This window comes from Carboxylicivirga sp. (genome assembly GCF_982718395.1).
Genome location: NZ_CEXQWX010000078.1, coordinates 1 through 21,711 on the forward strand (window position 1 = coordinate 1; position 21,711 = coordinate 21,711).

General features: G+C 36.6%; 20 protein-coding genes. 4 read left to right on the top strand and 16 right to left on the bottom strand.

Annotated features, from left to right (window positions below; genetic code table 11):
- Positions 1–567: 567 nt before the first annotated feature.
- Positions 568–810 (bottom strand): hypothetical protein, encoded by a 243-nt coding sequence (locus tag AC4MRQ_RS14690; protein WP_491198443.1) that lies wholly within the window; start codon positions 808–810, stop codon positions 568–570.
- Between the two features lie 154 nt (positions 811–964).
- On the opposite strand from AC4MRQ_RS14690, the gene AC4MRQ_RS14695 reads away from it, so the two are divergent.
- Positions 965–3,388 (top strand): alpha-ketoacid dehydrogenase subunit alpha/beta, encoded by a 2,424-nt coding sequence (locus tag AC4MRQ_RS14695; protein ID WP_491198444.1) that lies wholly within the window; start codon positions 965–967, stop codon positions 3,386–3,388.
- A gap of 77 nt (positions 3,389–3,465) precedes the next feature.
- On the opposite strand, the gene AC4MRQ_RS14700 is transcribed toward AC4MRQ_RS14695, so the two are convergent.
- On the bottom strand, positions 3,466–5,385 hold the full coding sequence (locus tag AC4MRQ_RS14700; protein ID WP_491198445.1) for a Na+/H+ antiporter NhaC family protein: 1,920 nt from the start codon (positions 5,383–5,385) through the stop codon (positions 3,466–3,468).
- Between the two features lie 528 nt (positions 5,386–5,913).
- On the opposite strand from AC4MRQ_RS14700, the gene AC4MRQ_RS14705 reads away from it, so the two are divergent.
- Positions 5,914–6,507 carry a YqgE/AlgH family protein gene (locus AC4MRQ_RS14705; RefSeq protein WP_491198446.1) on the top strand — a complete coding sequence of 198 codons (594 nt, stop codon included), beginning with the start codon at positions 5,914–5,916 and terminating at the stop codon, positions 6,505–6,507.
- On the opposite strand, the gene AC4MRQ_RS14710 is transcribed toward AC4MRQ_RS14705, so the two are convergent.
- From AC4MRQ_RS14710 to AC4MRQ_RS14735, 6 genes are all read right to left on the bottom strand, one after another.
- The gene (locus AC4MRQ_RS14710) at positions 6,476–7,354 is read right to left on the bottom strand and encodes an aminotransferase class IV (RefSeq protein WP_491198447.1); all 879 of its coding nucleotides are present in this window, start codon (positions 7,352–7,354) and stop codon (positions 6,476–6,478) included. The genes AC4MRQ_RS14705 and AC4MRQ_RS14710 overlap by 32 nt on opposite strands.
- Positions 7,351–7,848: a D-glycero-alpha-D-manno-heptose-1,7-bisphosphate 7-phosphatase gene (locus tag AC4MRQ_RS14715; RefSeq protein ID WP_491198448.1), complete on the bottom strand. Its 498-nt coding sequence runs from the start codon at positions 7,846–7,848 to the stop codon at positions 7,351–7,353. Before AC4MRQ_RS14715 ends, AC4MRQ_RS14710 begins: the two co-directional genes overlap by 4 nt.
- A gap of 2 nt (positions 7,849–7,850) precedes the next feature.
- The gene (locus tag AC4MRQ_RS14720) at positions 7,851–8,462 is read right to left on the bottom strand and encodes a rhomboid family intramembrane serine protease (protein WP_491198449.1); all 612 of its coding nucleotides are present in this window, start codon (positions 8,460–8,462) and stop codon (positions 7,851–7,853) included.
- A 72-nt stretch (positions 8,463–8,534) separates the two neighbouring features.
- A complete protein-coding gene (gene holA, locus AC4MRQ_RS14725) occupies positions 8,535–9,536 on the bottom strand; it encodes a DNA polymerase III subunit delta (protein WP_491198450.1) in 1,002 nt (333 codons plus the stop codon).
- Between the two features lie 61 nt (positions 9,537–9,597).
- On the bottom strand, positions 9,598–11,580 hold the full coding sequence (locus AC4MRQ_RS14730) for a tetratricopeptide repeat protein (RefSeq protein ID WP_491198451.1): 1,983 nt from the start codon (positions 11,578–11,580) through the stop codon (positions 9,598–9,600).
- A 161-nt stretch (positions 11,581–11,741) separates the two neighbouring features.
- Positions 11,742–12,518: an AMP nucleosidase gene (locus AC4MRQ_RS14735; protein WP_491198452.1), complete on the bottom strand. Its 777-nt coding sequence runs from the start codon at positions 12,516–12,518 to the stop codon at positions 11,742–11,744.
- Between the two features lie 143 nt (positions 12,519–12,661).
- Here AC4MRQ_RS14735 and AC4MRQ_RS14740 point away from each other — a divergent pair, with 143 nt between their 5' ends.
- Positions 12,662–13,120 carry a type I restriction enzyme HsdR N-terminal domain-containing protein gene (locus AC4MRQ_RS14740; RefSeq protein WP_491198453.1) on the top strand — a complete coding sequence of 153 codons (459 nt, stop codon included), beginning with the start codon at positions 12,662–12,664 and terminating at the stop codon, positions 13,118–13,120.
- 49 nt (positions 13,121–13,169) lie between these two features.
- On the opposite strand, the gene AC4MRQ_RS14745 is transcribed toward AC4MRQ_RS14740, so the two are convergent.
- The 8 genes from AC4MRQ_RS14745 to AC4MRQ_RS14780 all read right to left on the bottom strand — a co-directional run bounded on the left by AC4MRQ_RS14745 (position 13,170) and on the right by AC4MRQ_RS14780 (position 20,851).
- The gene (locus AC4MRQ_RS14745) at positions 13,170–13,685 is read right to left on the bottom strand and encodes a GNAT family N-acetyltransferase (protein WP_491198454.1); all 516 of its coding nucleotides are present in this window, start codon (positions 13,683–13,685) and stop codon (positions 13,170–13,172) included.
- Entirely contained in the window at positions 13,685–15,592 is a 1,908-nt protein-coding gene (locus AC4MRQ_RS14750) for a hypothetical protein (RefSeq protein ID WP_491198455.1), read from the bottom strand. Before AC4MRQ_RS14750 ends, AC4MRQ_RS14745 begins: the two co-directional genes overlap by 1 nt.
- A 138-nt stretch (positions 15,593–15,730) precedes the next feature.
- Positions 15,731–17,317, bottom strand: coding sequence for a hypothetical protein (locus AC4MRQ_RS14755; RefSeq protein ID WP_491198456.1), 1,587 nt, complete (start codon positions 17,315–17,317; stop codon positions 15,731–15,733).
- 108 nt (positions 17,318–17,425) lie between these two features.
- Complete coding sequence (locus AC4MRQ_RS14760) at positions 17,426–18,592, bottom strand: glycosyltransferase family 2 protein (protein ID WP_491198457.1); 1,167 nt, start codon at positions 18,590–18,592, stop codon at positions 17,426–17,428.
- A gap of 45 nt (positions 18,593–18,637) precedes the next feature.
- Positions 18,638–19,072 (bottom strand): BT0820 family HAD-type phosphatase, encoded by a 435-nt coding sequence (locus AC4MRQ_RS14765; RefSeq protein ID WP_491198458.1) that lies wholly within the window; start codon positions 19,070–19,072, stop codon positions 18,638–18,640.
- A gap of 12 nt (positions 19,073–19,084) precedes the next feature.
- Positions 19,085–19,537, bottom strand: a complete 453-nt coding sequence (locus AC4MRQ_RS14770; RefSeq protein ID WP_491198459.1) for a hypothetical protein — start codon at positions 19,535–19,537, stop codon at positions 19,085–19,087.
- Entirely contained in the window at positions 19,538–20,158 is a 621-nt protein-coding gene (gene recR / locus AC4MRQ_RS14775) for a recombination mediator RecR (RefSeq protein WP_491198460.1), read from the bottom strand. It lies immediately after the preceding gene.
- Between the two features lie 69 nt (positions 20,159–20,227).
- Positions 20,228–20,851, bottom strand: a complete 624-nt coding sequence (locus AC4MRQ_RS14780; RefSeq protein ID WP_491198461.1) for a DUF4294 domain-containing protein — start codon at positions 20,849–20,851, stop codon at positions 20,228–20,230.
- A gap of 133 nt (positions 20,852–20,984) precedes the next feature.
- On the opposite strand from AC4MRQ_RS14780, the gene AC4MRQ_RS14785 reads away from it, so the two are divergent.
- Entirely contained in the window at positions 20,985–21,707 is a 723-nt protein-coding gene (locus AC4MRQ_RS14785) for a head GIN domain-containing protein (RefSeq protein WP_491198462.1), read from the top strand.
- Positions 21,708–21,711 lie beyond the last annotated feature (4 nt).

Below are 21,711 nucleotides of genomic sequence, written 5' to 3' on the forward strand. Positions count from 1 at the left end.
CAAACAAGTTTGATACTGCATTCATTAATCGCAATAATTAAAAGAATTACAGCTTCGGTTCCAAATCTTTTAACCCTCCATTTCATGCAGTGGGTGCCCCAATATCATTACTGAGGCCAAAAACCACAGAGCTTTCTAAGAGTCATTCTCCTTAATTGTAACTTAACTTAGTTATGACGGGGCGAAGGCCTGTTCCATTTGCGAGCCAGTGGTGGGGTGAATAAGAATTAATCCAATTGAACAACAAAGAGGCTTGCCCAGCTTTGATCGTGAAATTTATTAATTCTTAGAGCGGGTGGAAGCATTAATGGGACTAGCGTTTTGTTTCTTTTGGGTGATGCAAAAGAAAGGAGAAAAGACCTAAACGCAATTAGTTCTTATATCAAAGGAAAGTACCCCCACAATAATTTGATCTGATCCCTTTTTATCTAAAGAAAAATGATGAACCTACACACGGTTTAAGCGCAACGTAATTTGAGTAAATATTATTAGTGGAGTATTTAAAAAGAGGTATTGGTATAAAATCAATCTATAAAATAACACAAACAATCCTAAGACAAATTGTACTTAACAACTTGTTGTTTGACTCTCATATTCACTATCCAGTTTTAGCGGTTTAATTTTAATCGCTTCTTTTCTGGCAAGCTTATCTTGTGTGGTGGCGCAATAAATACCTTTATCATTCAGAGCCTTATTACCTCCTATATGAGAATTCGGAAACTTCCCGTTCTTTTGTAATAAGATACGTATCGCCATCAACACAAATACAATTCCCATCAACGCTATACTCAATAATAATACCGGCCACATATGCTATCTCTTTATAATTCGGTACAAAAGTACTAAAATTTACTACTAAGCAAACAAACGACGGCGTTCATATGTTTGATAGATGCCCAATAAATTATGCCGTAAATCTTAGTAGATTTGTGAGCTAGCAACTAAAAACAGTAAAAAATCATTTATGTCAGCAGAAGGAAGTGAACTCAGCTTTGCTGAGTTTAAGAAAGAAGTGATTACCGACTATAAAACAGCATGTCTCAGCCGTAATATGAGCTTGCTGGCCCGAAAGGAGGTGCTGGGAGGAAAAGCTAAATTCGGCATCTTTGGCGATGGTAAAGAAATCCCCCAAATAGCCATGGCCAAGCAATTTAAAAAAGGAGACTGGCGATCGGGTTATTACCGCGATCAAACCTTTATATTAGCCGCAGGAATGACAACTCCAAAAGAGTTTTTTGCTCAATTATATGGAGAAACACGAACGGAATTGAACCCCGATAATGGCGGACGATCGTTCAACAACCATTTTGGAACACGAATAATAGACGAGAAAGGGGAGTGGAAGCGATTAACTGATATGAAGTGTACATCTTCAGATATATCCCCTACGGCCGGGCAAATGCCACGTTTGGTTGGTTTAGCTATGGCATCCAAATTATACCGTAATAATCCCAATCTAAAGCAGTTTGATCAGTTCAGTATTGACGGCAATGAAGTAGCATTTGGTACCATTGGCGACGCAAGTACCTCCGAAGGTCATTTTTTTGAAACGCTTAATGCCGCCGGTGTGCTGCAAATTCCAATGGCCGTATCGGTTTGGGATGATGGTTATGGTATATCGGTGCCTAAAAAGTATCAGACTACCAAAGAAAGCATCAGTAAGGCCCTGAAAGGTTTTGAGAAAGGACCAAAAGATACAACCGGTATGTTGATTTATAGCGCAAAGGGATGGGATTATGCCGGACTATGCCAGATGTACGAAGAAGGTATTAAACGATGCCGCGAAGAGCATGTGCCGGTTCTGTTTCATGTTGAAGAGTTAACTCAGCCGGTTGGACATTCAACCAGTGGATCGCACGAGCGTTATAAGTCAGAAGAGCGATTGCAGTGGGAGAAAGATTACGATGGCCTGTTACAGATGCGACACTGGATGTTGGATAGTAAGCTGGCAACGAAAGAGGAGCTGGATCAGATTGAGGAAAATGCACAGGCTGAAATAAAGACTGCGCAAAAAGAAGCATTCAAAGAGTTTAATGATGCCTTTAAGGCGGAGCGTCAGGAATTACTGGATATTATAACTGGTAAAAGTTGCGTTTGCAGTGAAATTAAACAGGATAAAATTGATGACATTGTAGAACAACTGAATTCACCATTTGCGTTAAATCGTAAAGATATCCTAAGTGCGGCTCGTAAGGTGTTACGCCATTATTGCGCGGCTTGCGAAAAACCCGATACAATGAAAGCCCGGCTAAAAGCATGGGTGAAGAAGTATTTTGAATTCGGATGGGAAAACTACAGCAAATGGCTGTACAGTGAAGATGAATACTCAGCTTTAAGGGTGGCAGCCGTGAAACCTCTTTTTGATGAGGATGCAGCAACTGTTCCAGGAAGGGAAATACTGCGGGATAACTTCGATCATATATTTGCCCATAATCCAAGAGTGGTAACTTTTGGTGAGGATACAGGTTTTCTGGGTGGTGTTAACCAAACCCTGGAGGGCATGCAGGAAAAATACGGAGATTTGCGTGTTCGCGATACCGGTATTCGTGAAACTACCATATTAGGTAAAGGAATTGGCATGGCCTTACGCGGACTCAGACCAATTGCTGAGATTCAGTACTTCGATTATTTATTGTATGCTCTTCAAACCATGAGCGATGATTTGGCAACAACGCGTTACCGAACAAAGAATGGGCAGAAAGCGCCAGTGATAGTTCGTACCCGTGGTCATCGCCTTGAAGGAATCTGGCACAGTGGTTCCCCTTTAAGTATGGTTATTAATTCCATTAGAGGAGTATATGTTTGTGTGCCTCGCGATATGACCAGAGCTGCCGGTTTTTACAATACCCTTTTATCAGCAGATGATCCTGCTCTGGTAATTGAGCCATTAAATGGTTATCGCCTGAGAGAGAAGCGACCATCCAATATCGGTGAATTTAAGGTGCCATTGGGTATTCCTGAGATTATTACGCAAGGTACCGATGTAACATTGGTGACTTATGGTTCTTGTGTGCGAATTGCGCAGGATGCTGTGAAGCAATTGGTTGAAATAGGGGTTTCGGTTGAATTGATCGATGTTCAAACATTATTGCCGTTTGATATTAATAAAGTGATATTGGAGTCGGTGAAGAAAACAAACCGGGTAGTGTTTTTTGATGAAGACGTACCTGGTGGAGCAACGGCCTATATGATGCATAAAGTGGTGGAAGAGCATGGTGCTTTCTATCATCTGGATGCATCGCCTAAAACTGTAACTGCTAAGGATCATCGACCTGCTTATGGCACAGATGGTGATTATTTCAGTAATCCGAACGCAGAGGATGTTTATGAGGCCATTTATGCCTTGATGGCAGAATCGGACCCAAAACGATTTGCACCGATTTATTAAGAAATTAGATTTAAGACGTAAGAGTCAAGGTTATATGCAAAGCAAAATTCTTGATTCTTATGTCTTGTTTCTTTTGTCTATACCACTTTCCCTTTAACCTTAATAATGGCATAAAGTAATCCGATTGCTACAATGTAAGATACTATTACCGGTAATCCAAAGGCAGATGGTAATGTGCCACCCAATAAAGCAATTGAGCCTACCAGCAAAGCATATGGCATTTGCGTTCGAACATGTAAAATGTGATTACATGAACAGGCTAGTGAACTAAGTATCGTTGTATCTGAAATAGGAGAACAATGATCGCCTAGTACAGCTCCGGCCAGTACACATGAAACAGCATTATAAAACAATGGGAGTATAGCTTCTGTATCCATTCCTGCTTCCTGACCAATTTTCCAGATAGCTGGTAAAATCAATGGATAGATAATGGCCATAGTTCCCCAACTGGAGCCAGTACTGAAAGCAATGGCGGCTGCAAATACAAAGGTTAAGGCAGGAATAAATTGAGGACTGATATTAATTGCCGTCAGTAAACCGGTTATAAACTCAGCTGTATGTAAGTGATCGGTTAATAAAGCCAATGACCAGGCCAATGATAGAATAAGAATGGCATGAAACATAGTTTTAAAGCCATTGATCAACCCTTCTATACTTTCCTTTAAGTTCATGATTCGCTGCGAGGTTGTAAGCACCAACGCAGCAAAAACACCTGCCAACGATGACCATATTAGTGCGTTAAATACATCAGCATCTCCAATGGTTTGAGATAATTTGGTTGTGAACGATAAGTTCGGATTACCCCAGATAGTTACATTCCAGCCGGTATAAATAAGGCCGGCAATGGTGCCAAATACAACAATCAAAACAGGAATAACAGCATTGTACCATTTGGGTGTAACATCTTCACTTACCTCCAGCTCTTTCATAATTTGTGGCGATCGGCCTGTTTTATTTATGTTAGCCGGATTTAGTTGACGCGCTTGTTGTTCAGCTTTGAGCATTGGACCAAAATCTTTCCGCTGCCAGATAAGCATTGGTATAAAGATGAGGGTGAGAATCGGATAAAACGAATATCTTAATGACTGCAAAAAGACTGAATAGGCAGATGCTTCCAATCCAACTTCTGTAATTCCCTGTTGTATATAACTCAATTCGGCTCCAATCCAGGTTGTGATAAAAGCAATAGCTGCAATAGGAGCCGATGTGGAATCAACCAGGTAAGCCAGTTTTTCTCTTGATATTTTAAGTTTATCTGTAACGGGTCGCATAGTATTACCAACAACCAGTGTATTAGCATAATCATCAAAGAATATAAGCAAGCCCATCAGGTAAGTAATAAACTGACCTGATCGCCGGTTATTGGCATAGCGCGATAAAATATTCACGATACCTTTCATTCCTCCATTAAGAGAGATGAGCGTAACCATTCCTCCAATCAGCATACTAAAAATGATAATAGAGAGATGTTCGTGATTTAATAAGGCTTGCATCAGGTATGTATCAATAATGGCAAAGGCACCTTTAAAAATGGCCACAAAGAAGCTGATACCTGAATATTTATAGATTACTGAAGTTCCAATCAGCAGCCCGATAAATAAAGATGAAAAAACTTCTTTCGTAATCAGAGCCATCAGAATGGCTATTAAAGGGGGGAGGATAGATAACCACAGAGGAATTGGATTGACCACCTTCTTTTCTATTCGGTCTTCATTGATCAATTGAAGCTCAACCTTTTCTTTAAACCGGTATTCAAAAAACAAGCCTTTCTCGTCTCGTTGTAACTCCTTTTTCGTCCCATTAATTAACAAGATGGGCTCAAAAATTTCAGTTTCGGAATCATTAATGCGGATGGTTGTAGGCACATTTTTCATGACCGCCGGTGGTAAAGCAATGTCATCTGCTTTATTATTGTTGGCCTGAGTGTTTACCAAAGTAGAAAGAAGCAAACCAATAATCAGGATTGGTTTTAATATTATAGATCGTTTGAAATTCATATATTATAATTTACCGTGAAGATATTTAAATATTTATTTGAAATTCAACCCGAATAAGCAAAGCCTGTACCTTAATAACCTGAGTTCGACGTGAAATTTTGGATTCAGAACGCTTATAAATAGTAAGGTTCAAGTGTAAATGATGAAAGAATAGCGGGCTATTTTGAATCATTTAGACGCAGAAGATTGCTGTTTATAAGTTTTGCAAAGGCTTTGCATAAAAAACCGATTTACTGCGTTAAATTTTATCGTAATAGTTTACTATTCCTCTAAAATTATGCCTTGTAAATCTGATTTTTATTGCAATCTGAATCTCAAAATTTAAATCGATCTCAGGTTAAAATGTTTTTGATATGAAAATATTGTCATTTCGATATTTATGTAATAAATTAACGTGTGTAGTTAAATTGTAAGAGATTAATAATAAGCTTCTTTTGGCTAACGTACTAATTTTGTTGAGGAATAATGCACAAGGCAGTTACAAAGTACAGCGAAAAGTGTTACATTTAATTTCAAGAAGTTGAGCAAATGAAGAGTTTGGATTTTGACATATTTAAAGTACAGAAACCCGGTCTTAAACCATCGAAAGGACGCGTTTTAATTGCCGAGCCTTTTTTGCAGGGGCCTTATTTTAATCGTTCCATTGTTTTCCTTACCGAACACGGCGAAAATGGTGCTGTAGGTTTTGTTTTAAATAAGTCTTCTGAATTATATCCCGATGAGGTGATTGAAGATCTGTTTAACTTTAAGGGAGAACTTTATGTAGGAGGACCGGTTTCATCCAATACCTTGCATTTTATTCATTCATTAGGAGACAAAGTTCCTGATTCGGTTCAGATTACTGAAAACCTTTATTGGGGAGGTGATTTTGAAGTAATCAAAGATTTAGTCAATACAGGATTAGCAGATTATAAACAAGTGAAGTTTTTTGCCGGTTATTCAGGCTGGTCGCCCGGGCAACTGGAAGGCGAGATAGAAGAGAACTCCTGGATTGTTGCCGAAGTGGATGATGCTTTAATAATGGATGATGACATTGACCACACCTGGAAGCATGCCATGGAAGGTCTGGGCGAGGAGTTCAAGGCCTGGACTAACTTCCCTGAGAATCCGACCTATAATTAGCAGCACTTATATTGAGCAATTCGTTAATTTCCTTGCTTAATTTGCAATAATACCGTTTATCTTTCAAGCCAACTACCCATTGGATTCCTTGAATAGCATTAGTCAGGAATATTTCTTCAGCATCAAATAATGAATCTAGATCAGCGCCCGCTACTTCACTTATAGGTCCCTGGTGGTTTTTTAATATTCGAATAATCTGTTTTCGCATAATTCCGTTAACACAACCAGATGAACGTATTGGAGTATAAATGCGTTCGTTTTTAATCCAAAACAAGTTGGATGCCAGCCCTTCAATAGCTAAACCCTGCGAGTTGAGTATTAATACATCATCTTTATTTTGTTGTTTTTTATAAAGGCCTGCCAGAACAAATAATAAAGAACTGGCATTTTTAAACTGGCTGAATTGTGATGCGGATTTCTTCTCTTCGCTATAAACATCAACAAATAATCCTTTGGAATTGAGTTGATAGCCATCTGTTTTTAAGGAACTTACTTCGATGAGGTAATTAATTTTATTACTGAGAGGTGTATATAAACCACCATCTTCTCTGAAAACAGTCAGGCGTACCCTCACATCACTATAAAATCGGTTTTTTTGTATCAGACTAACTATTTGACTTCGAAGTACATCAATTGGTGGCAAGCTTTTAATATCCATCTGTAACAGGCTCATCCCATTGATTAACCGCTGGTAATGATCCTGAAACCACATAGGAATTTGCTGTATGCAGCGAATGGTTTCAAACAGAGCATCACCATATCTGAATGCACGATTAGTAGCTTTGAAGAGCTCCTTTTCGGCATTCAGTTGTGAGCCGTTTAGCGATAGATAAGTACCTTGGTTCATTGCTTGATGATTGATTCACATGCGGGCAGGATAGAGCTGTTTTTCTCAATTAGAAAACATTGTTTTAAGCCTGCAGTTTCTCCTGCCTGAATATCTCTTTCGGAATCACCAATTAAAAAAGAGTTTTCTTTATCAATTTGATGTTCATCGATGGCTTGTAAGATCATACCTGGCTTTGGTTTACGACAATCACAGTCTTCCACAGTATCATGATGCGGGCAATAATAGATATCGGTTATTCGAATATCATTATCAAACATCATTTGGAGAAAATGACCATGTATCCTTTCAACATCATCTTCAGTATATTCTCCTTTAGCCACACCACCCTGATTGGTGATGACAAACAATTTAAAACCAGCTTCCTGAAGCATTTTCAGGCCTTCAATGATGCCATTATTCAGTTTAAAGTCCTTCACCTTATGTATATAGTAATGGCCTTCATCATTATTAATGACGCCATCGCGATCGATAAAAACTGCTTTGTTATTCATGTTTAAAAGATAAATAGTAGTTCGCTAAAAAAGTGACTTAATAATGATGGGTTCAACAGGATTGGGAATATAAAGCCATAAACTGCACCCCAGAAATGGGCATCATGTCCGATGTTATCAACGTTACGTTTTGCCATAATCCTTGAGTATACCAAATAACCAATTCCTAACAATATTCCGGGAATAGGAATAAAATACAGGTAAATGATTCGAAACGGATCATATAATATACTGGCAAAAACGACTGCAGAAACAGCGCCGGAAGCGCCTATAGCATTATAATTGTAGTTGTTTTGATGCTTTATAAAAGAATAAATGCTGGAAACAACTATTGCCGAAAAGAAGAACAATATAAATATAAGGCTACTGTTGCCAGGCAAACTTCTTTGAAAGTAAAATATTACAGATCGACCAAAAGACCAAAGTACAAACATGTTAATCAGAAGGTGCATCCAATCTGCATGGAAAAAACCATGACTAATCCAGCGCACATACTCTTTACGGTGTTTAATTTGCCAGGCGTTAAACTGGTATTTATAGATTAACTCGGATTGGCTAAACCCGGCAATACTAACCAGACTGATGGCAATAATGATAATAATAGAAATATTCATATTTATTAATTATTAGTGATTAACGTTCAATGATTAATCTTATTAATAACTCATCATTAATCACTATTAGATTTAATGCATAATCTTAAAAACCAACTCTTTCAGTAATTCGCCTGATTCAGTTGTAGCACTACCAAAACCTTTTGATTTCATATCGTATTCCCGAATTAAACTGATGATTTGTACCACCTTGCGCGCAGGATAATGACGAGCACCCGTGGTATAATCAGCAACGAAAAAGGGATTTATTTTCAATGCTGAAGCAACAGCATTCTTCGATTTATCTGGCAAGTAATAAAAGGTCAGAAGTTTTTGGAAATAACCAAATAGAGTAACAGTTGTCATCTGAATAGGATAGGCCTTGGGATTTTTTCCAAATGCCAGTATAATTTTATTGGCCTTAGCAACATCTTTATTCAGTACTGCTTTTTGGAGCTCGAAATTATTGTAATCCTTGCTGACACCAATGTTTCTTTCAATATGTGAAGCAGTAATTTGCTGAGTTGATGCACCAATTGCCAACTCCAGCTTATCTAGCTCATGAGCAATTTTAGACAAATCACTTCCCAAAAATTCAGTTAATAGTGCAGATGCCTTGGGTTCAATGGTCTTGCCTTTTGACTTCAGATAATTATTGACCCATTGAGGCACCTGGTTATCGTAGAGTCTTTTTGCCTCGAATATGACCCCGTTTTTACCAATACTCTTGTAGACCTTTTTTCGCTTATCCAGTGTTTTATAGCGGTAATTAATAACCAATATTGTTGACTGAAGCGGATTATTGGCATAAATCTCCAAATCTTCAATCTTCGCAATGTTTTGTGCTTCTTTAACAATGATGACCTGGTGTTGTGACATCATTGGAAAACGACGCGCAGCATGGATAACTTCGGTTGTATCAACATCTTTACCGTATAAAATGGTCTGGTTAAAACCTTTTTCCTCTTCCGATAATACATTATTGGCAATGTAGTTGGTTATCTCATCAATGAAGTAACCTTCATCACCCATTAGAAAGTAAATGGGGCGATATATTTTTTGTTTTAATTCCTGTATTATCTGCTCAAAAGTCATTTTTAGAGGTTGTTAGTTTATTGCCTATATGATGTACATTGTTAGCGTTACGTTATTTATTTTAATCTTCTTTTAATAGTCTTAATTTTCTATTCATCTCTATTAAACTCTGTACATGAAGTTTTCCAAACCATTCTTCAGATAGTTCTGTTTCAGTTGCTGGTTTATCAATTCCTAATGAACCGGCAATCATTCCAGCTTGAGCTCCAAATTCACGGATTATAATTGTAGGAAATTCTGCACAAACATGAGCCATAACTTTTATAGCGTCTTCTTGTGGAAAATCAGTATCGGGAAAAATCATTTTAATAGCTTTTGTAGCCATCTCTAAATCATCTAGTAAAGTCCGAACAATTATCTTAGAATTCTTATTTCTAAAATATTGCACAATTGCATTACTAAAACTTTTGGCAAAAATAAAATCAAGAACCTCCCAGAATCCTGTTGAAATAACATACAATTCAGAAATCAAATGGTCTGAATATCTATAAATTGAATGACTATTTCGAAAATTAAGATAACTATCATAGTGTTGCAAGAAAGCAATGTTCTCACCTAGGTTTATTTCACATTCTTTAATTGATTCAAAATTAATTTCTCTGAAAATGGAAGTATGTTTTTTTATTAAATCAAAAATTTGCTTTTCATCCTTCAATTGCTTGATTAAAAGTATTGAGAACAAACTATTATAATCATTTTCTAATTCAAGGCGAAATTCAAAAAAATGTAAAGCTTCATCTACTAACCATTCATTGTCCTTCCAATTTTCAATTAATAAACTTGATTTAAAATTCAAATAAACTATATCTTCTGAATAATAATCTAGTCCTTTATTAACCCAATTTAAAGACTCTCTTATATTTCCAAGTTTTTCATAAGCATGGGCAATTCCAAAATAAGTATATTGATATTCAAGAAGTATATTTTCATCATTCTCAACTGCTTCTAACATAAGGGACAAGCCTTCTTCTGCTTCATTATAAATTCTTGAAAGTGTAACACCTTTACTGAAAAGAGCTTGAGGTAATTGTGGATTTATTCTTAAAGCCTTATCATAACAGCTTAACTCTTTTTCATGTTCTTTAATATCAAAATAAACCTGTCCAAGGTTTTTCCATGCTTGTTCAAAATTCGGGTTTAACTTTAAGCATAATTCAAAATGAGTGATTGCTTCTTCATTATAGCCTAATCGACTCAGAGTATTTGCATAATTGTAGTGATAAATAAATTGCGTATTATCCCGATTTAAAAACTCCTTAAATATGTTTTTTGCTTCAATAATTTTCCCTTTGATTCTATTCTGCATGCCATCCTCTGCCAAGATGCAAGCTTTTGTCAAATATTGATTAGGTGTACCTGAAAGCTCAATAGCTTTATTTATATTATTGATAGCTTCTTTGTAATGAAAGGTATTATATTGACTTTGTGCTAAACCTTCTAAGATTGTGATACCATTCGGATTTTCTACCAATAGATTTTTGAAATAGAAAATTGACTTTTCATAATCCTGTGAAAAATAATATTTCCATGCAAGAATCTGCGAATTAGAGATTTCGTCATATTCAAGAGATTTAATGCCATCTACAAGCATTTTGACACTAAAAACATCCTGGGCATATTTTGAGATTGAGTCCCAATCAACTTGGCTAAGTTTATTTGCTTTGGGAATATTTATCGTATAGGTTTTTTGAGAAGATGTTAAATCAAATTCCAAATCATTATACCAGCACCAGTATGCTTCCTTTTCCTCTTGCACGTATGCTACAAGCATTACAGGTTCTAATTTTGTTTTAAATAGTCCTAAAGTTGAATGTTTTAGTAAAATTGCAGTAAAGTCATTATTGTTCTCTTTTATTTTACTTTTCAATTGAACAGAAAAACTAAGTCCAGTCACTTGATTATTAGTAACGATATTAACAACATAATCAATGCCATAATCATGCTCTGGCTTATCAATATACCATTCGTTTGGAACTTGAAAATTAAAGAACTTACTTGATTCAGTTTCTAAGATGTGATTGTTATGTCTATGGGGTTTATCCAAATTCTTTACAGTTTTTATTTATAGAAATCAGTCTACAGTGTCGTTTCTTAATTCTTCAAGTATGCTATGTAATCCATTATGATTTAAGATGTAAAGGCTTACTGTTATATACCATGTAAATCAATCTTATGAAAGTCTAACTATCTAATTATCTTCAATGTTTAACTGTCAAACTTTAGGTGTTTTACCGACTTACCATTATTCATGATAGTGGATAATGCCTTGATGCCTAGTTGAATGTGTTTATGTACATAGTTCTCGGTCACCACTTTATCACTGGCCGTGGTTTTGACTCCCGTTGAAATCATTGGTTGGTCAGATACTAACAGCAAAGCTCCCGTTGGTATGTGATTATAGAATCCGACCGTAAAAATAGTAGCTGTTTCCATATCTATTGCCATGGCGCGCGTCTTTTCGAGATATTTTTTAAAACGCTCGTCATACTCCCAAACGCGTTTGTTGGTTGTAAAAACAGTTCCGGTCCAGTAATCCAGTTCGTTATCCCTGATAGCACTTGACACAGCGCGTTGCAAACTAAATGCCGGCAATGCAGGAATCTCGGGCGGCAGATAATCATCAGACGTACCGTCGCTGCGGATAGCTGCAATAGGTAATACGAAATCGCCCAGTTTATTTTTTCTTTTCAAACCACCACATTTACCCAAAAACAGTACAGCTCTTGGAGAAATAGCACTTAATAAATCCATCATAGTAGCTGCATTGGGACTTCCCATGCCAAAGTTGATAATGGTTATTCCGTTGGCGCTGCAGTTGGGCATGTTACCGCCACCACCAAGTATGGGTGCGTCGTACCATTTTGAAAAGAGCTCAACATAGTGATTGAAGTTGGTTAATAGAATATAAGAGGTAAAATCTTCTAATTTACGACCTGTGTAACGAGGTAACCAGTTATCGACAATTTCTTTTTTTGTCCTCATGCAAATAAATTTTTAAGGTTAAGTGCAATGGCTTAAGGGCCGGGCACGATAGGAATAAAGTGCAGAGAGCAGGATTTTATTCTTCACGCTAAGGTAACTTTTTCTCTCGAAATTGATTTATTTTGCTTAAAAAAACAAAGTGCATGCAAAAGCTTAATTTGCCAACCGTTCAATTACGCTGTCGAAAAGTGGGGCAAAAATCGCAGGTGTTTGATGAGGTAAGGAAAAAGTTCGTTGCTCTGACGCCAGAGGAGTGGGTGCGTCAACATTTTGTTCATTATCTGTTAAAACAATTGAATTATCCTGCCGGACTAACAGCTGTGGAGATGTTGGTTAAAGTAAATGGTTTAAGCCAGCGTGCCGATATTGTTTTATATAATAAGCAAGGAAAACCTGTGATTATTATTGAGTGTAAAGCTCCTGAGGTGCCTGTCACAAGGGCTGTTTTTAATCAGGCTGCCCGCTATAATACGCAATTAAACGTCAAATATCTGATTGTTACAAATGGTATGCAGCACTATTGTGCCCGTTTGATTGATGATGAGGGTAACTATGAATTATTAAAGACTATTCCTAAAGCCGAAGAGGTGTATTTAGAATAGATACAAGACATAAGACGTAAGACTGAAGTTAAAGAATAGAAAAACTGATTTACTTTCGGAGTAGTTGATACAAGCACTCATCAATAAAACCATCTTTGGTTTTACGCCATTGTTTTTTTGTTCCACTTAAGCTAAATCCTACTTTCTCGAACAAAGCAATACTGGCTTTATTGGTAATTGAGATATTGGCATATAATTGATGCAAACCCAGGTTGTTGAAACAATACTCGGCAAATAGAGTAAGCGCTTCCCTGGCATAGCCTTTTTGACGAAAATCTTTATGAATGATAATGCCAACACCACCACGTTGATGAAAGGGATCGAAATCAAACAAATCAATCATGCCAACAATGGTATTACCTGGCTCCAACTCAATAATTAAACGCAGTTGTTTGGTTTGAAAAACATCAAGTTGAGCTTGCTCAATGTACTTTTTCAATTGGTACTTAGAAAAAGGGGTGAGCGTATTGCTCACCTCCCATATATCCATATTATTTTCCCACTGATAGAGAATGTCAATGTCCTCAGGTTCGAGGGCTCTTAGTGTTAACTCTTCAGTTGGCATTATTTTTCTTCTAGATTATCGTACTGTTTGATGTCTCTGACAAAACTATCTTGCCAAAGGCCAGTATTAAGCACTTTTTCTTTGCCTTTCACTGCAGCTTTAAAACCTTTGAATGTACCATAGGAATATCGATAGAAACCGTCGATACACTTACGTTCTTCGATCAAATTGTGTTCAAGGTCTTTAAATACATCAAAAGTTGGTACAGGTTTTTTAAGTGATAATATCTGAACTGTGTAATAAGGTATGCCATCTGAAGTATCTAACGTTTTTTTAACAATTTTTGGTTCTTCCGTTTCAGGAACAGCTCTGGTAACCATTAAGATATCATCAAGGTTGCTTGTTTGATTAGAGTTCTTATAAGCCATCTCACGGGTTACTTCAATGGTTTGTGATTGAGAGTCGAATCCAACACCTGAGAATACAATATCATATTTGTCTTCCGCTTCGAGGATAAGAACATATTTACCAGTTCCCGGATGAGGTTTGTATTGTCCTACAGGTTCATTCTCCCCTTGTCGTGTTACAGTTATTTCAACATTTTCAATAGGAGCATCGTTAGTTGAATTGATACAACCCTTTATAACAGCAAGACGGTTAATTTCAGGTTCTTCGTATTCAATCAGGTATATATCCGATCCGCCAAGATTATCGTCATATCTGGCTGATGCATAATAAGCGATGTTTGGAGTGGTTGTCGGAACAAAGAAAAAGTCATCATCCGGAGTATTAATAGGATATCCCATATTAATTGCCGGCCCCCAATTACCATCATTATCCATTATGCTGTAAAAAATGTCGAATTGCCCCATTGTATTATGTCCTTCTGAGCTAAAATACATCACTTTACCGTTGGGGTGTAAAATTGGTGTTTCTTCATCATATGGAGTGTTGAACGCTTTCATATTTTCAGCTTTTCCCCATTCCCCATTTGGTAATCTTCTCACACGATAAATATCAAGGCCACCCATTCCTCCTGGTCGATTACTGGTGAAATACAGTGCTTGTTTGTCAGCAGTTACGGTAACATGGGTTTCTTCATAATTCGAATTGATGGGTTTTTCCATCTTAACAGGTTCGCCCCAACTGGAACCATCGTACATGCTAATATAAATGTTCGCTCCATCTACATCATTGCGGTAGATATAGAGTTCGGTCGCTTGTGCTGTTAAACCAACCACTGCCTCATGACCAGGCTTTCTGAAAAGTTCTTGCAGAGATTTTGCTTTATTCCATTCATCCTCTTCTTTGTCCGATGAATATATGCGTTCTGAATATTGTCCGTCAAAAAGTTTCTCGCTATAGCTGGAGGCTCGTCGAGAAGTAAAAAACAGCATACTTTGATCAGCAGAAACCAACGGGCTGTGATCATCATATTTTGAATTGATATTTGGTCCAAGATTTTTAACAACTAATTCAACGGGAGTTTGCATTAGCTCAATGGCATTTTCGCAAATTTCGATTTCACGTCTGGCTTCCTGACGGAGTAATTCATCTTCAGCCGGTAGTATAGCAATTAAATCTTCATAGGTTTTAATAGCATCTTTGTGTTGTAAAAGATATTGTTGCGATTTACCAATAGACAACTGGATATCAACCCCCAGATTACTAATTTTTTCATCTTCCTGAAGTAAACTATACGCCTTTTTGAAATATACAATTGCGGTATCAGGACCATCAGATGTATTGAGGTAGCAATTACCAATATTGTAAAGAGTCGGGATATTTTCCGGGCTGGTTTCTAAAATTTCGGAAAACAATTCGATGGCTTCACCAAATGCTTTATCATCGGCTAACTTAGCTGCCTGACTGAACTTTTTGTTATCAATTTTTTCATCCGTTTGCGCCAGAACTAATTGAGAAATAAAAAGAACTACTGCAAGAAGAAGTGCGTTTGGTTGTCTCATACCTTATAGTACTTAATGTTTGGTTATAAAATGACTGTGCAAAATAGTTAAAAATGTGCATCTAACATTTATTCAGCCCTCTAATTTTTACGAATGCATTGCTAGAATTGATATTTGGCAAAAATCAGGGCTTAAACATTATTGCTTCTTAATTACTATCGGGTCAATATAGGTAGCTGTATTGCGTGTTTTATAATTGGCTCTGTAAGGAATTTCAATTTCTTTTGACAAGCTGATCATACCCGGAGTATCAATCGTCATTATATAGTCAGGGCCTGTTGGTAAGATCATGGTGTATTTACCAGTCATAGCCTGAGGCTTGTAGGTGCCAATCAATTTATTACTCTCCTTAGATACAATCGAAATTACAGATTTGGCAGAAGGGTTGCCATCTTCGGTAAACAAATACCCAGATACAACAGCCAGAGAGCGTTCATCATCAATCGGAAATTCGATTATATAAATATCTGCTCTGCCATATCCACCAGCTCGTTCTGATGCAAAGTAAACGCGCTGACCATCAAGTGTTGGAATATAAAACAGATCATCTCCGGGAGTATTAATAGGGTAACCAATGTTAACAGCTTTTTGCCAATTACCATGTTCATCCTTTTCTGATTTAAAGATGTCATAACCACCCATTGAAGAATGTCCTTCGGATGCAAAAAATAAAGTATTACCGTCATATGATAAAAACGGACTTTCTTCATTAAGTGCAGTATTGATAGTCGAATCAAGATGACTGATCTTTCCCCAGGAACCGTCAGGTAATTTATGAACCATGTAGATATCTTTATCTCCCATTCCACCAGGACGGTCGCTGGTAAAAACGATGGTATTGCCATCAAGCGAGAGGCTTGCGTGAGATTCTTCAAATGCGGTGTTAATTGGTTTAGGTAGCTTTTGGGGAGAGCTCCATTGATCGTTATCTATGTGACTGATGTATAAATCTCCTTTATTTGTATTGCGATATATAATGAGGGTTTGACCATCTGAACTGAGGCTACAGGTGGCATCGTAACCATTGGTGTTAATATCTGCACCCATATTTGTTGAAGGAAGCCATTTGCCTTCCCGCCAAATAGTTGAATAAATATCTTCCGGGTAAAGTACTTGTTCAGAATTAGCTTTGCCAATGCCTTGTTTATTAGAGGTAAACATCAGAAGGTTTTCATCGCCTGAAACAACAGGACTGTGTTCGTCAAACTCTGTATTAATTGCCTGACCGAGGTTAGTAATCCTAAAGTCAACCGGATTCTGTTTAAGCTTTATTGCATTTTTGCAGTAAGCGATTTCCTGATTAATGGCTTTATGCAGGTTGGTTCTCTTTTGTGGAATGGTATCACTCAATTGTGTAAAAAGCTTGAGAGCACTATCAAACTGATAATTCAGGTGATAGGCTTGCCCTAAATGAAAGTTTGCTTCAATACCATAATCGTTTTTTGCAGAATAGAGACCGTAGTAATTGGAGGCCATCTGAAGTGGAAGAATAGCTTCTTTTGTGTTATCCAGATTCAGCATGCAGATTCCCTTTAACAAGTTTAAGTAGGGATCATTAGGGTGCTTCTTTTGTAGTTTTACTATCAGGGTGTTAGCTTGTTTGTAATCATCCGCTTTTATCGTGTTCTCAATTGAGATAACATCTTTTTTTCTCGGTTTTTGTGCTGATGTATTGAATGAAAGAAGACAGATAAGGAGTGTTATCGTAACAAGATTCTTTATCATGATGAGGTTATTTGAATTGGCTGTAATTATTGCATTAAAAATGCAAAAATCATTGCTGATTGGCAAGAAATAGGAACTTAAGGTGAGCTTATTTTTTCCGATAGAACTTTATTGTAGATGAATAACATGTCCTTTTTTCGAAGGGCAGGTGCAAAGTACCAATGAATAATGATCTTTGGTGAGAAAACCAAAATGTCCATATCCTCTTAGCACTATATTGATGATTTTTTTGTACGATATATAATTTGGGTCAAAAATAACTAATTGATTTTCAGTTGGTAAGTTGTCCGTCTCTAATAATTGAATAGATATTTTAAGATATTGCTCAATTTTACTTTGAACTTCTGAATTATTAGAAATTAAAATACCTGATTGTGGTTGGATTTTTAGAGGTTTGTTTGTCAACCTTTTTGTTGAAGACAGAATCTGCTGAGAGATCATGAAAAGATTAATGCCAGATTTCACTAAAACATTAGTAAATGCTGATCGTTTGCTCATGAGGTGCTGTTTATAAAAAATCCACATTGAGCGATAAAAGTGCTTTATAATTTGTTTGTTTTTAATTGTACTTTGACCTTTGAAATGAATGATTGTAACCTCAGGAAAATAAATGTTGAAACCAAACTCTTGTTTTAGGCGATACGATAAATCAATGTCTTCACCATACATAAAATACTGCTCGTCCAGAAAAGTAAACTTGTGGTTATGATCACGGGGAATAACCAGGAATGCACCTGAAAGAATATCAACTTTCTGTTTCGCATTTTCATCAAGGTGTCCTTCATAATATTTGGCTACTTTATTTGATTGCGGAAACAGTTTGTGTATCCATGCAAGCTTATAAAAAGAGGTTCTTAGAGAAGGAAAACCACGTTTAGATTCTTTTAAATATCTTCCTGATCCATCAATCATTTTAACCCCTAAACCTCCGGTTGCAGGATTTTGCTTGTAGTAGTTAATAATTTTAATGAAAGTATCCTCTGAAACGATGGTATCCGGGTTAAGAAGAAGAGCATATTTTCCTTTAGCAACTTTTAACGCTTTATTATTTGCTTTTGCAAATCCCAGGTTTTGATTGTTGTTGATAATAGATACGAACGGATATTGCAGAGTAACTACTTTTTGTAATGCAGTATTGTTAGAATTGTCAACAAGTAAAACTTCAGCATTAATGGATTGAATAGCTTGTTTTACAGAATCGAGTGTCAACTTTAGAAAGTCAACAGCATTGAAGCTAACGATGATAATTGATAATTCGTATTCCTTTTTGTTCATAAGATATCCCACTCAATACATACGAACGAGAGAAATCAGAATTTGTTATTCATTGCAAAAAATAGCTTGCAAAAAACCACACAGTGTTCTTCTTTTAGCTTTTTGATATTGGTCTTGAAATTGTTTCTTTTCGTTAGTTGGTGCATCACGGTTGATCCATTGCCAGATTTCTCCCCATCCCATAAAACCACCAACATTCCGGTCATCTATAAATAAGTCTGCATTAACTTTCCTGCTTATACCTTCTGTCATCTTTTCTTCAGGATGGGTTCGGTTCACTGCATAAAACTCAATTCCGTTTTTTTTGCAATAAGCAACAGCTTCGTCAAGTTCTTTGCCTGTTCGGATGGTCCATAATATTAGTAAATGGCCTTTAGCCTGAAGCGCCTTTAAAGTTTCAAACGCAAATATTTTTTCTTTCCCAATAGCAGGATATTTATGCTCTACGATGGTACCGTCAAAATCAACTGCAATAATCATATTTTGATACTATTATAAATCTGATTGATCAATGCTTAAATCTTCAAAAATGTTACTTTTTTTTGGAAAATTGAGTACCAAAAACAGATATACCAGACCAAAAACCAGGATTTGATTCAATTCGCCTATGATAAGGTAGCCAAGTAGACTAAGAAGAGAGATACCTTCGAGGGTCATGATCTTGACAAAGTAAGCCATTCGGTATTGTAAAAGTTTACTCATTGTGCTCAATTCAGGATTGATGTGTTTTACTTTTCGGTTGTGAAACATATAGCTGGCGGGTATGCCAGCCAAAGCCAAAATAATTATCAGAGATTTAAGGCTGTTTTCATCCGTGGCATCTAATTGGTAGACTTGACCATTTATCGTGACGTAAACAAACGATAATATAGCAAAGATGGCCAAAAGAATGGATACAATATAGTAGATAAGCCTGATCTGTTTTAAGATTTTTTGTGGATTCATTTAAAGTGTTTTTTCGAATGGTAAACGGTTAACGAGCGAACGGCCCAAAGTTACTTCATCGGTGTATTCTAATTCATCACCTATTGAAACACCACGCGCAATAGTTGTTGTTGCAATGCCGTATTTCTCAAATTTTTTATACAGATAAAAATTGGTAGTGTCTCCTTCCATAGTTGTGCTAAGAGCAAATATAACTTCTTTAACATTACCCGATTTGACTTTCTCTTCAAGTGGTCCTATAGTTAAATCATCAGGGCCAATGCCATCCATGGGTGAAATTACTCCCCCCAACACATGGTAAATTCCAGAGAATTGTTGAGTGCTTTCAATGGCCATAACATCGCGTATGCTTTCAACTACACAGATAAGTTGTTGGTCCCGGTTGGGATCTGAACAAATATGACAAATTTCGCTGTCAGAAATATTATGGCAACTTCTGCAATACATAATTTCTTGGCGCATATTATGAATGGTGTCTGTAAATTTGAATACTTGATCTTTCTCCTGTTTTAATAAATGAAGAACCAGTCTTAATGCAGTTTTCTTCCCAATTCCAGGAAGTTTCGCAAATTCATTTACTGCGCTCTCAAGAAGTTTAGATGGATATGTAGAAGAAGTCATGAAATCGAAATTGTAATGTGCTGTAAAGATAGCAAAGATTGCTTACAGCCATTCAGCAATCATATATGATTAGATAATGCCGTTATCAATTAGTAATATAATGTGCTCGATCATCTGGTCTTCACCGTCTTTATGATATTCGGCTTTAAGATTTGAACCAAATAATCGTGCAACACTTTGCCAGAAAAAGGCACTAAAACCACCTTTAAAGTGTTTAATTAGTTCATAAGTTGTATCACCTGTTTCGCGGTTGATTAATTTTATTAGTAATCGTCCTTGCGAAAAGGTGAGCTTTCTTAATGGTTTTTCGAATTCGTCAAATAGCTCTTTTTCAGCTTCTTTTAAATAATCTTTTTTTTCTTTTTCAGAGGAGAGAGTTGCCAGATGTGTATTGATGGTGTTAACTTTCTTTCCGGCACTCCGTGCATATGGCAACACCTTCTTTACATTTCGAACCAACTTGCCATATCGCCGTTTATGGCGTTTGTTTTTGAATTGATAAGGAGGGATCACCGGAACTTCTTGTAGATTAACGTGGGGAATTGTATCGTTATTTATAATACGGTGCTGCAGTACCAGATTTATCGAATCTGCCAATTGTTGCGCCTTACATTCATCTGATAAATTCAAGATAAAAAAGAATATAAGTGCAAAGATGAGCGTGCAACGCCTGTATTTAATCATCGACTTCATAACACAAAAATAGAATTGAAACATTCAGATAAGCAAATATTTTAAAATTGATGCAACTTATTTATCAAGTTGATGTCTTTGTTTCTGATTGACAATGTCAGCGAATCGATATAATGCATTAGAAATGAATATTATGAAATTTTATTTTGGAATTGTAGTGGTGGTTTCCTCATTGGCCATATTAACGTCATGTAATAGCAATTGCGTTAGGGGGAGTGGTGATATTGTTACACGTCAGATTGAATTAGAACAAATTAATGGATTAGTTGCATATGGCAGTTTTGAGGTAAATATTAAGCAAGGAGCTCAACAAGAAATTACTGCAACCGGGCATGCTAATGTAATCGATTTATTGAGAAAAAAAGTAAATGATGGAATTTGGCATATCGATTTTAAAGCCGACTGTGTTTCAAATCTTGATCTGATAATTAATATAACAGTTCCGGATATTGAAGAAGTTACTATGGTTGGATCAGGCAATATTAATGTTGAAGATTTTGAAAATCAGCAAACAGTTAATTTTGAAGTTGCAGGCTCTGGTGCACTTACCTTAAAATCCCTTGATTGTAATGTACTTAACACAAAAATTGATGGAAGTGGTTCTATAAAAGTGAAGGAGGGTTGGGTACTTACCCCTGTCTATAACACGATTGTAAAAGGTAGCGGAGCAATCGAAAGTTATCTCGTTATCAGTGATGATTGTAATGCAGAAGTAGTGGGTAGTGGATTAATTGAGTTGACTGTTAATAAAACTCTGGATGCAATAATTGATGGATCAGGAAGAATTAACTACAAAGGAAATCCGAATGTGACTAAGAAAATTAGCGGTAGTGGTTCGGTAAATAATAAAAACTAACTCA

Coding starts and splice junctions, on each gene's coding strand:
- AC4MRQ_RS14690 (WP_491198443.1), bottom strand. CDS start 810: ATGTGGCCGGTATTATTATTGAGTATAGCGTTGATGGGAATTGTATTT.
- AC4MRQ_RS14695 (WP_491198444.1), top strand. CDS start 965: ATGTCAGCAGAAGGAAGTGAACTCAGCTTTGCTGAGTTTAAGAAAGAA.
- AC4MRQ_RS14700 (WP_491198445.1), bottom strand. CDS start 5,385: ATGAATTTCAAACGATCTATAATATTAAAACCAATCCTGATTATTGGT.
- AC4MRQ_RS14705 (WP_491198446.1), top strand. CDS start 5,914: ATGAAGAGTTTGGATTTTGACATATTTAAAGTACAGAAACCCGGTCTT.
- AC4MRQ_RS14710 (WP_491198447.1), bottom strand. CDS start 7,354: ATGAACCAAGGTACTTATCTATCGCTAAACGGCTCACAACTGAATGCC.
- AC4MRQ_RS14715 (WP_491198448.1), bottom strand. CDS start 7,848: ATGAATAACAAAGCAGTTTTTATCGATCGCGATGGCGTCATTAATAAT.
- AC4MRQ_RS14720 (WP_491198449.1), bottom strand. CDS start 8,462: ATGAATATTTCTATTATTATCATTATTGCCATCAGTCTGGTTAGTATT.
- holA (WP_491198450.1), bottom strand. CDS start 9,536: ATGACTTTTGAGCAGATAATACAGGAATTAAAACAAAAAATATATCGC.
- AC4MRQ_RS14735 (WP_491198452.1), bottom strand. CDS start 12,518: ATGAGGACAAAAAAAGAAATTGTCGATAACTGGTTACCTCGTTACACA.
- AC4MRQ_RS14740 (WP_491198453.1), top strand. CDS start 12,662: ATGCAAAAGCTTAATTTGCCAACCGTTCAATTACGCTGTCGAAAAGTG.
- AC4MRQ_RS14745 (WP_491198454.1), bottom strand. CDS start 13,685: ATGCCAACTGAAGAGTTAACACTAAGAGCCCTCGAACCTGAGGACATT.
- AC4MRQ_RS14750 (WP_491198455.1), bottom strand. CDS start 15,592: ATGAGACAACCAAACGCACTTCTTCTTGCAGTAGTTCTTTTTATTTCT.
- AC4MRQ_RS14755 (WP_491198456.1), bottom strand. CDS start 17,317: ATGATAAAGAATCTTGTTACGATAACACTCCTTATCTGTCTTCTTTCA.
- AC4MRQ_RS14760 (WP_491198457.1), bottom strand. CDS start 18,592: ATGAACAAAAAGGAATACGAATTATCAATTATCATCGTTAGCTTCAAT.
- AC4MRQ_RS14765 (WP_491198458.1), bottom strand. CDS start 19,072: ATGATTATTGCAGTTGATTTTGACGGTACCATCGTAGAGCATAAATAT.
- AC4MRQ_RS14770 (WP_491198459.1), bottom strand. CDS start 19,537: ATGAATCCACAAAAAATCTTAAAACAGATCAGGCTTATCTACTATATT.
- recR (WP_491198460.1), bottom strand. CDS start 20,158: ATGACTTCTTCTACATATCCATCTAAACTTCTTGAGAGCGCAGTAAAT.
- AC4MRQ_RS14780 (WP_491198461.1), bottom strand. CDS start 20,851: ATGAAGTCGATGATTAAATACAGGCGTTGCACGCTCATCTTTGCACTT.
- AC4MRQ_RS14785 (WP_491198462.1), top strand. CDS start 20,985: ATGAAATTTTATTTTGGAATTGTAGTGGTGGTTTCCTCATTGGCCATA.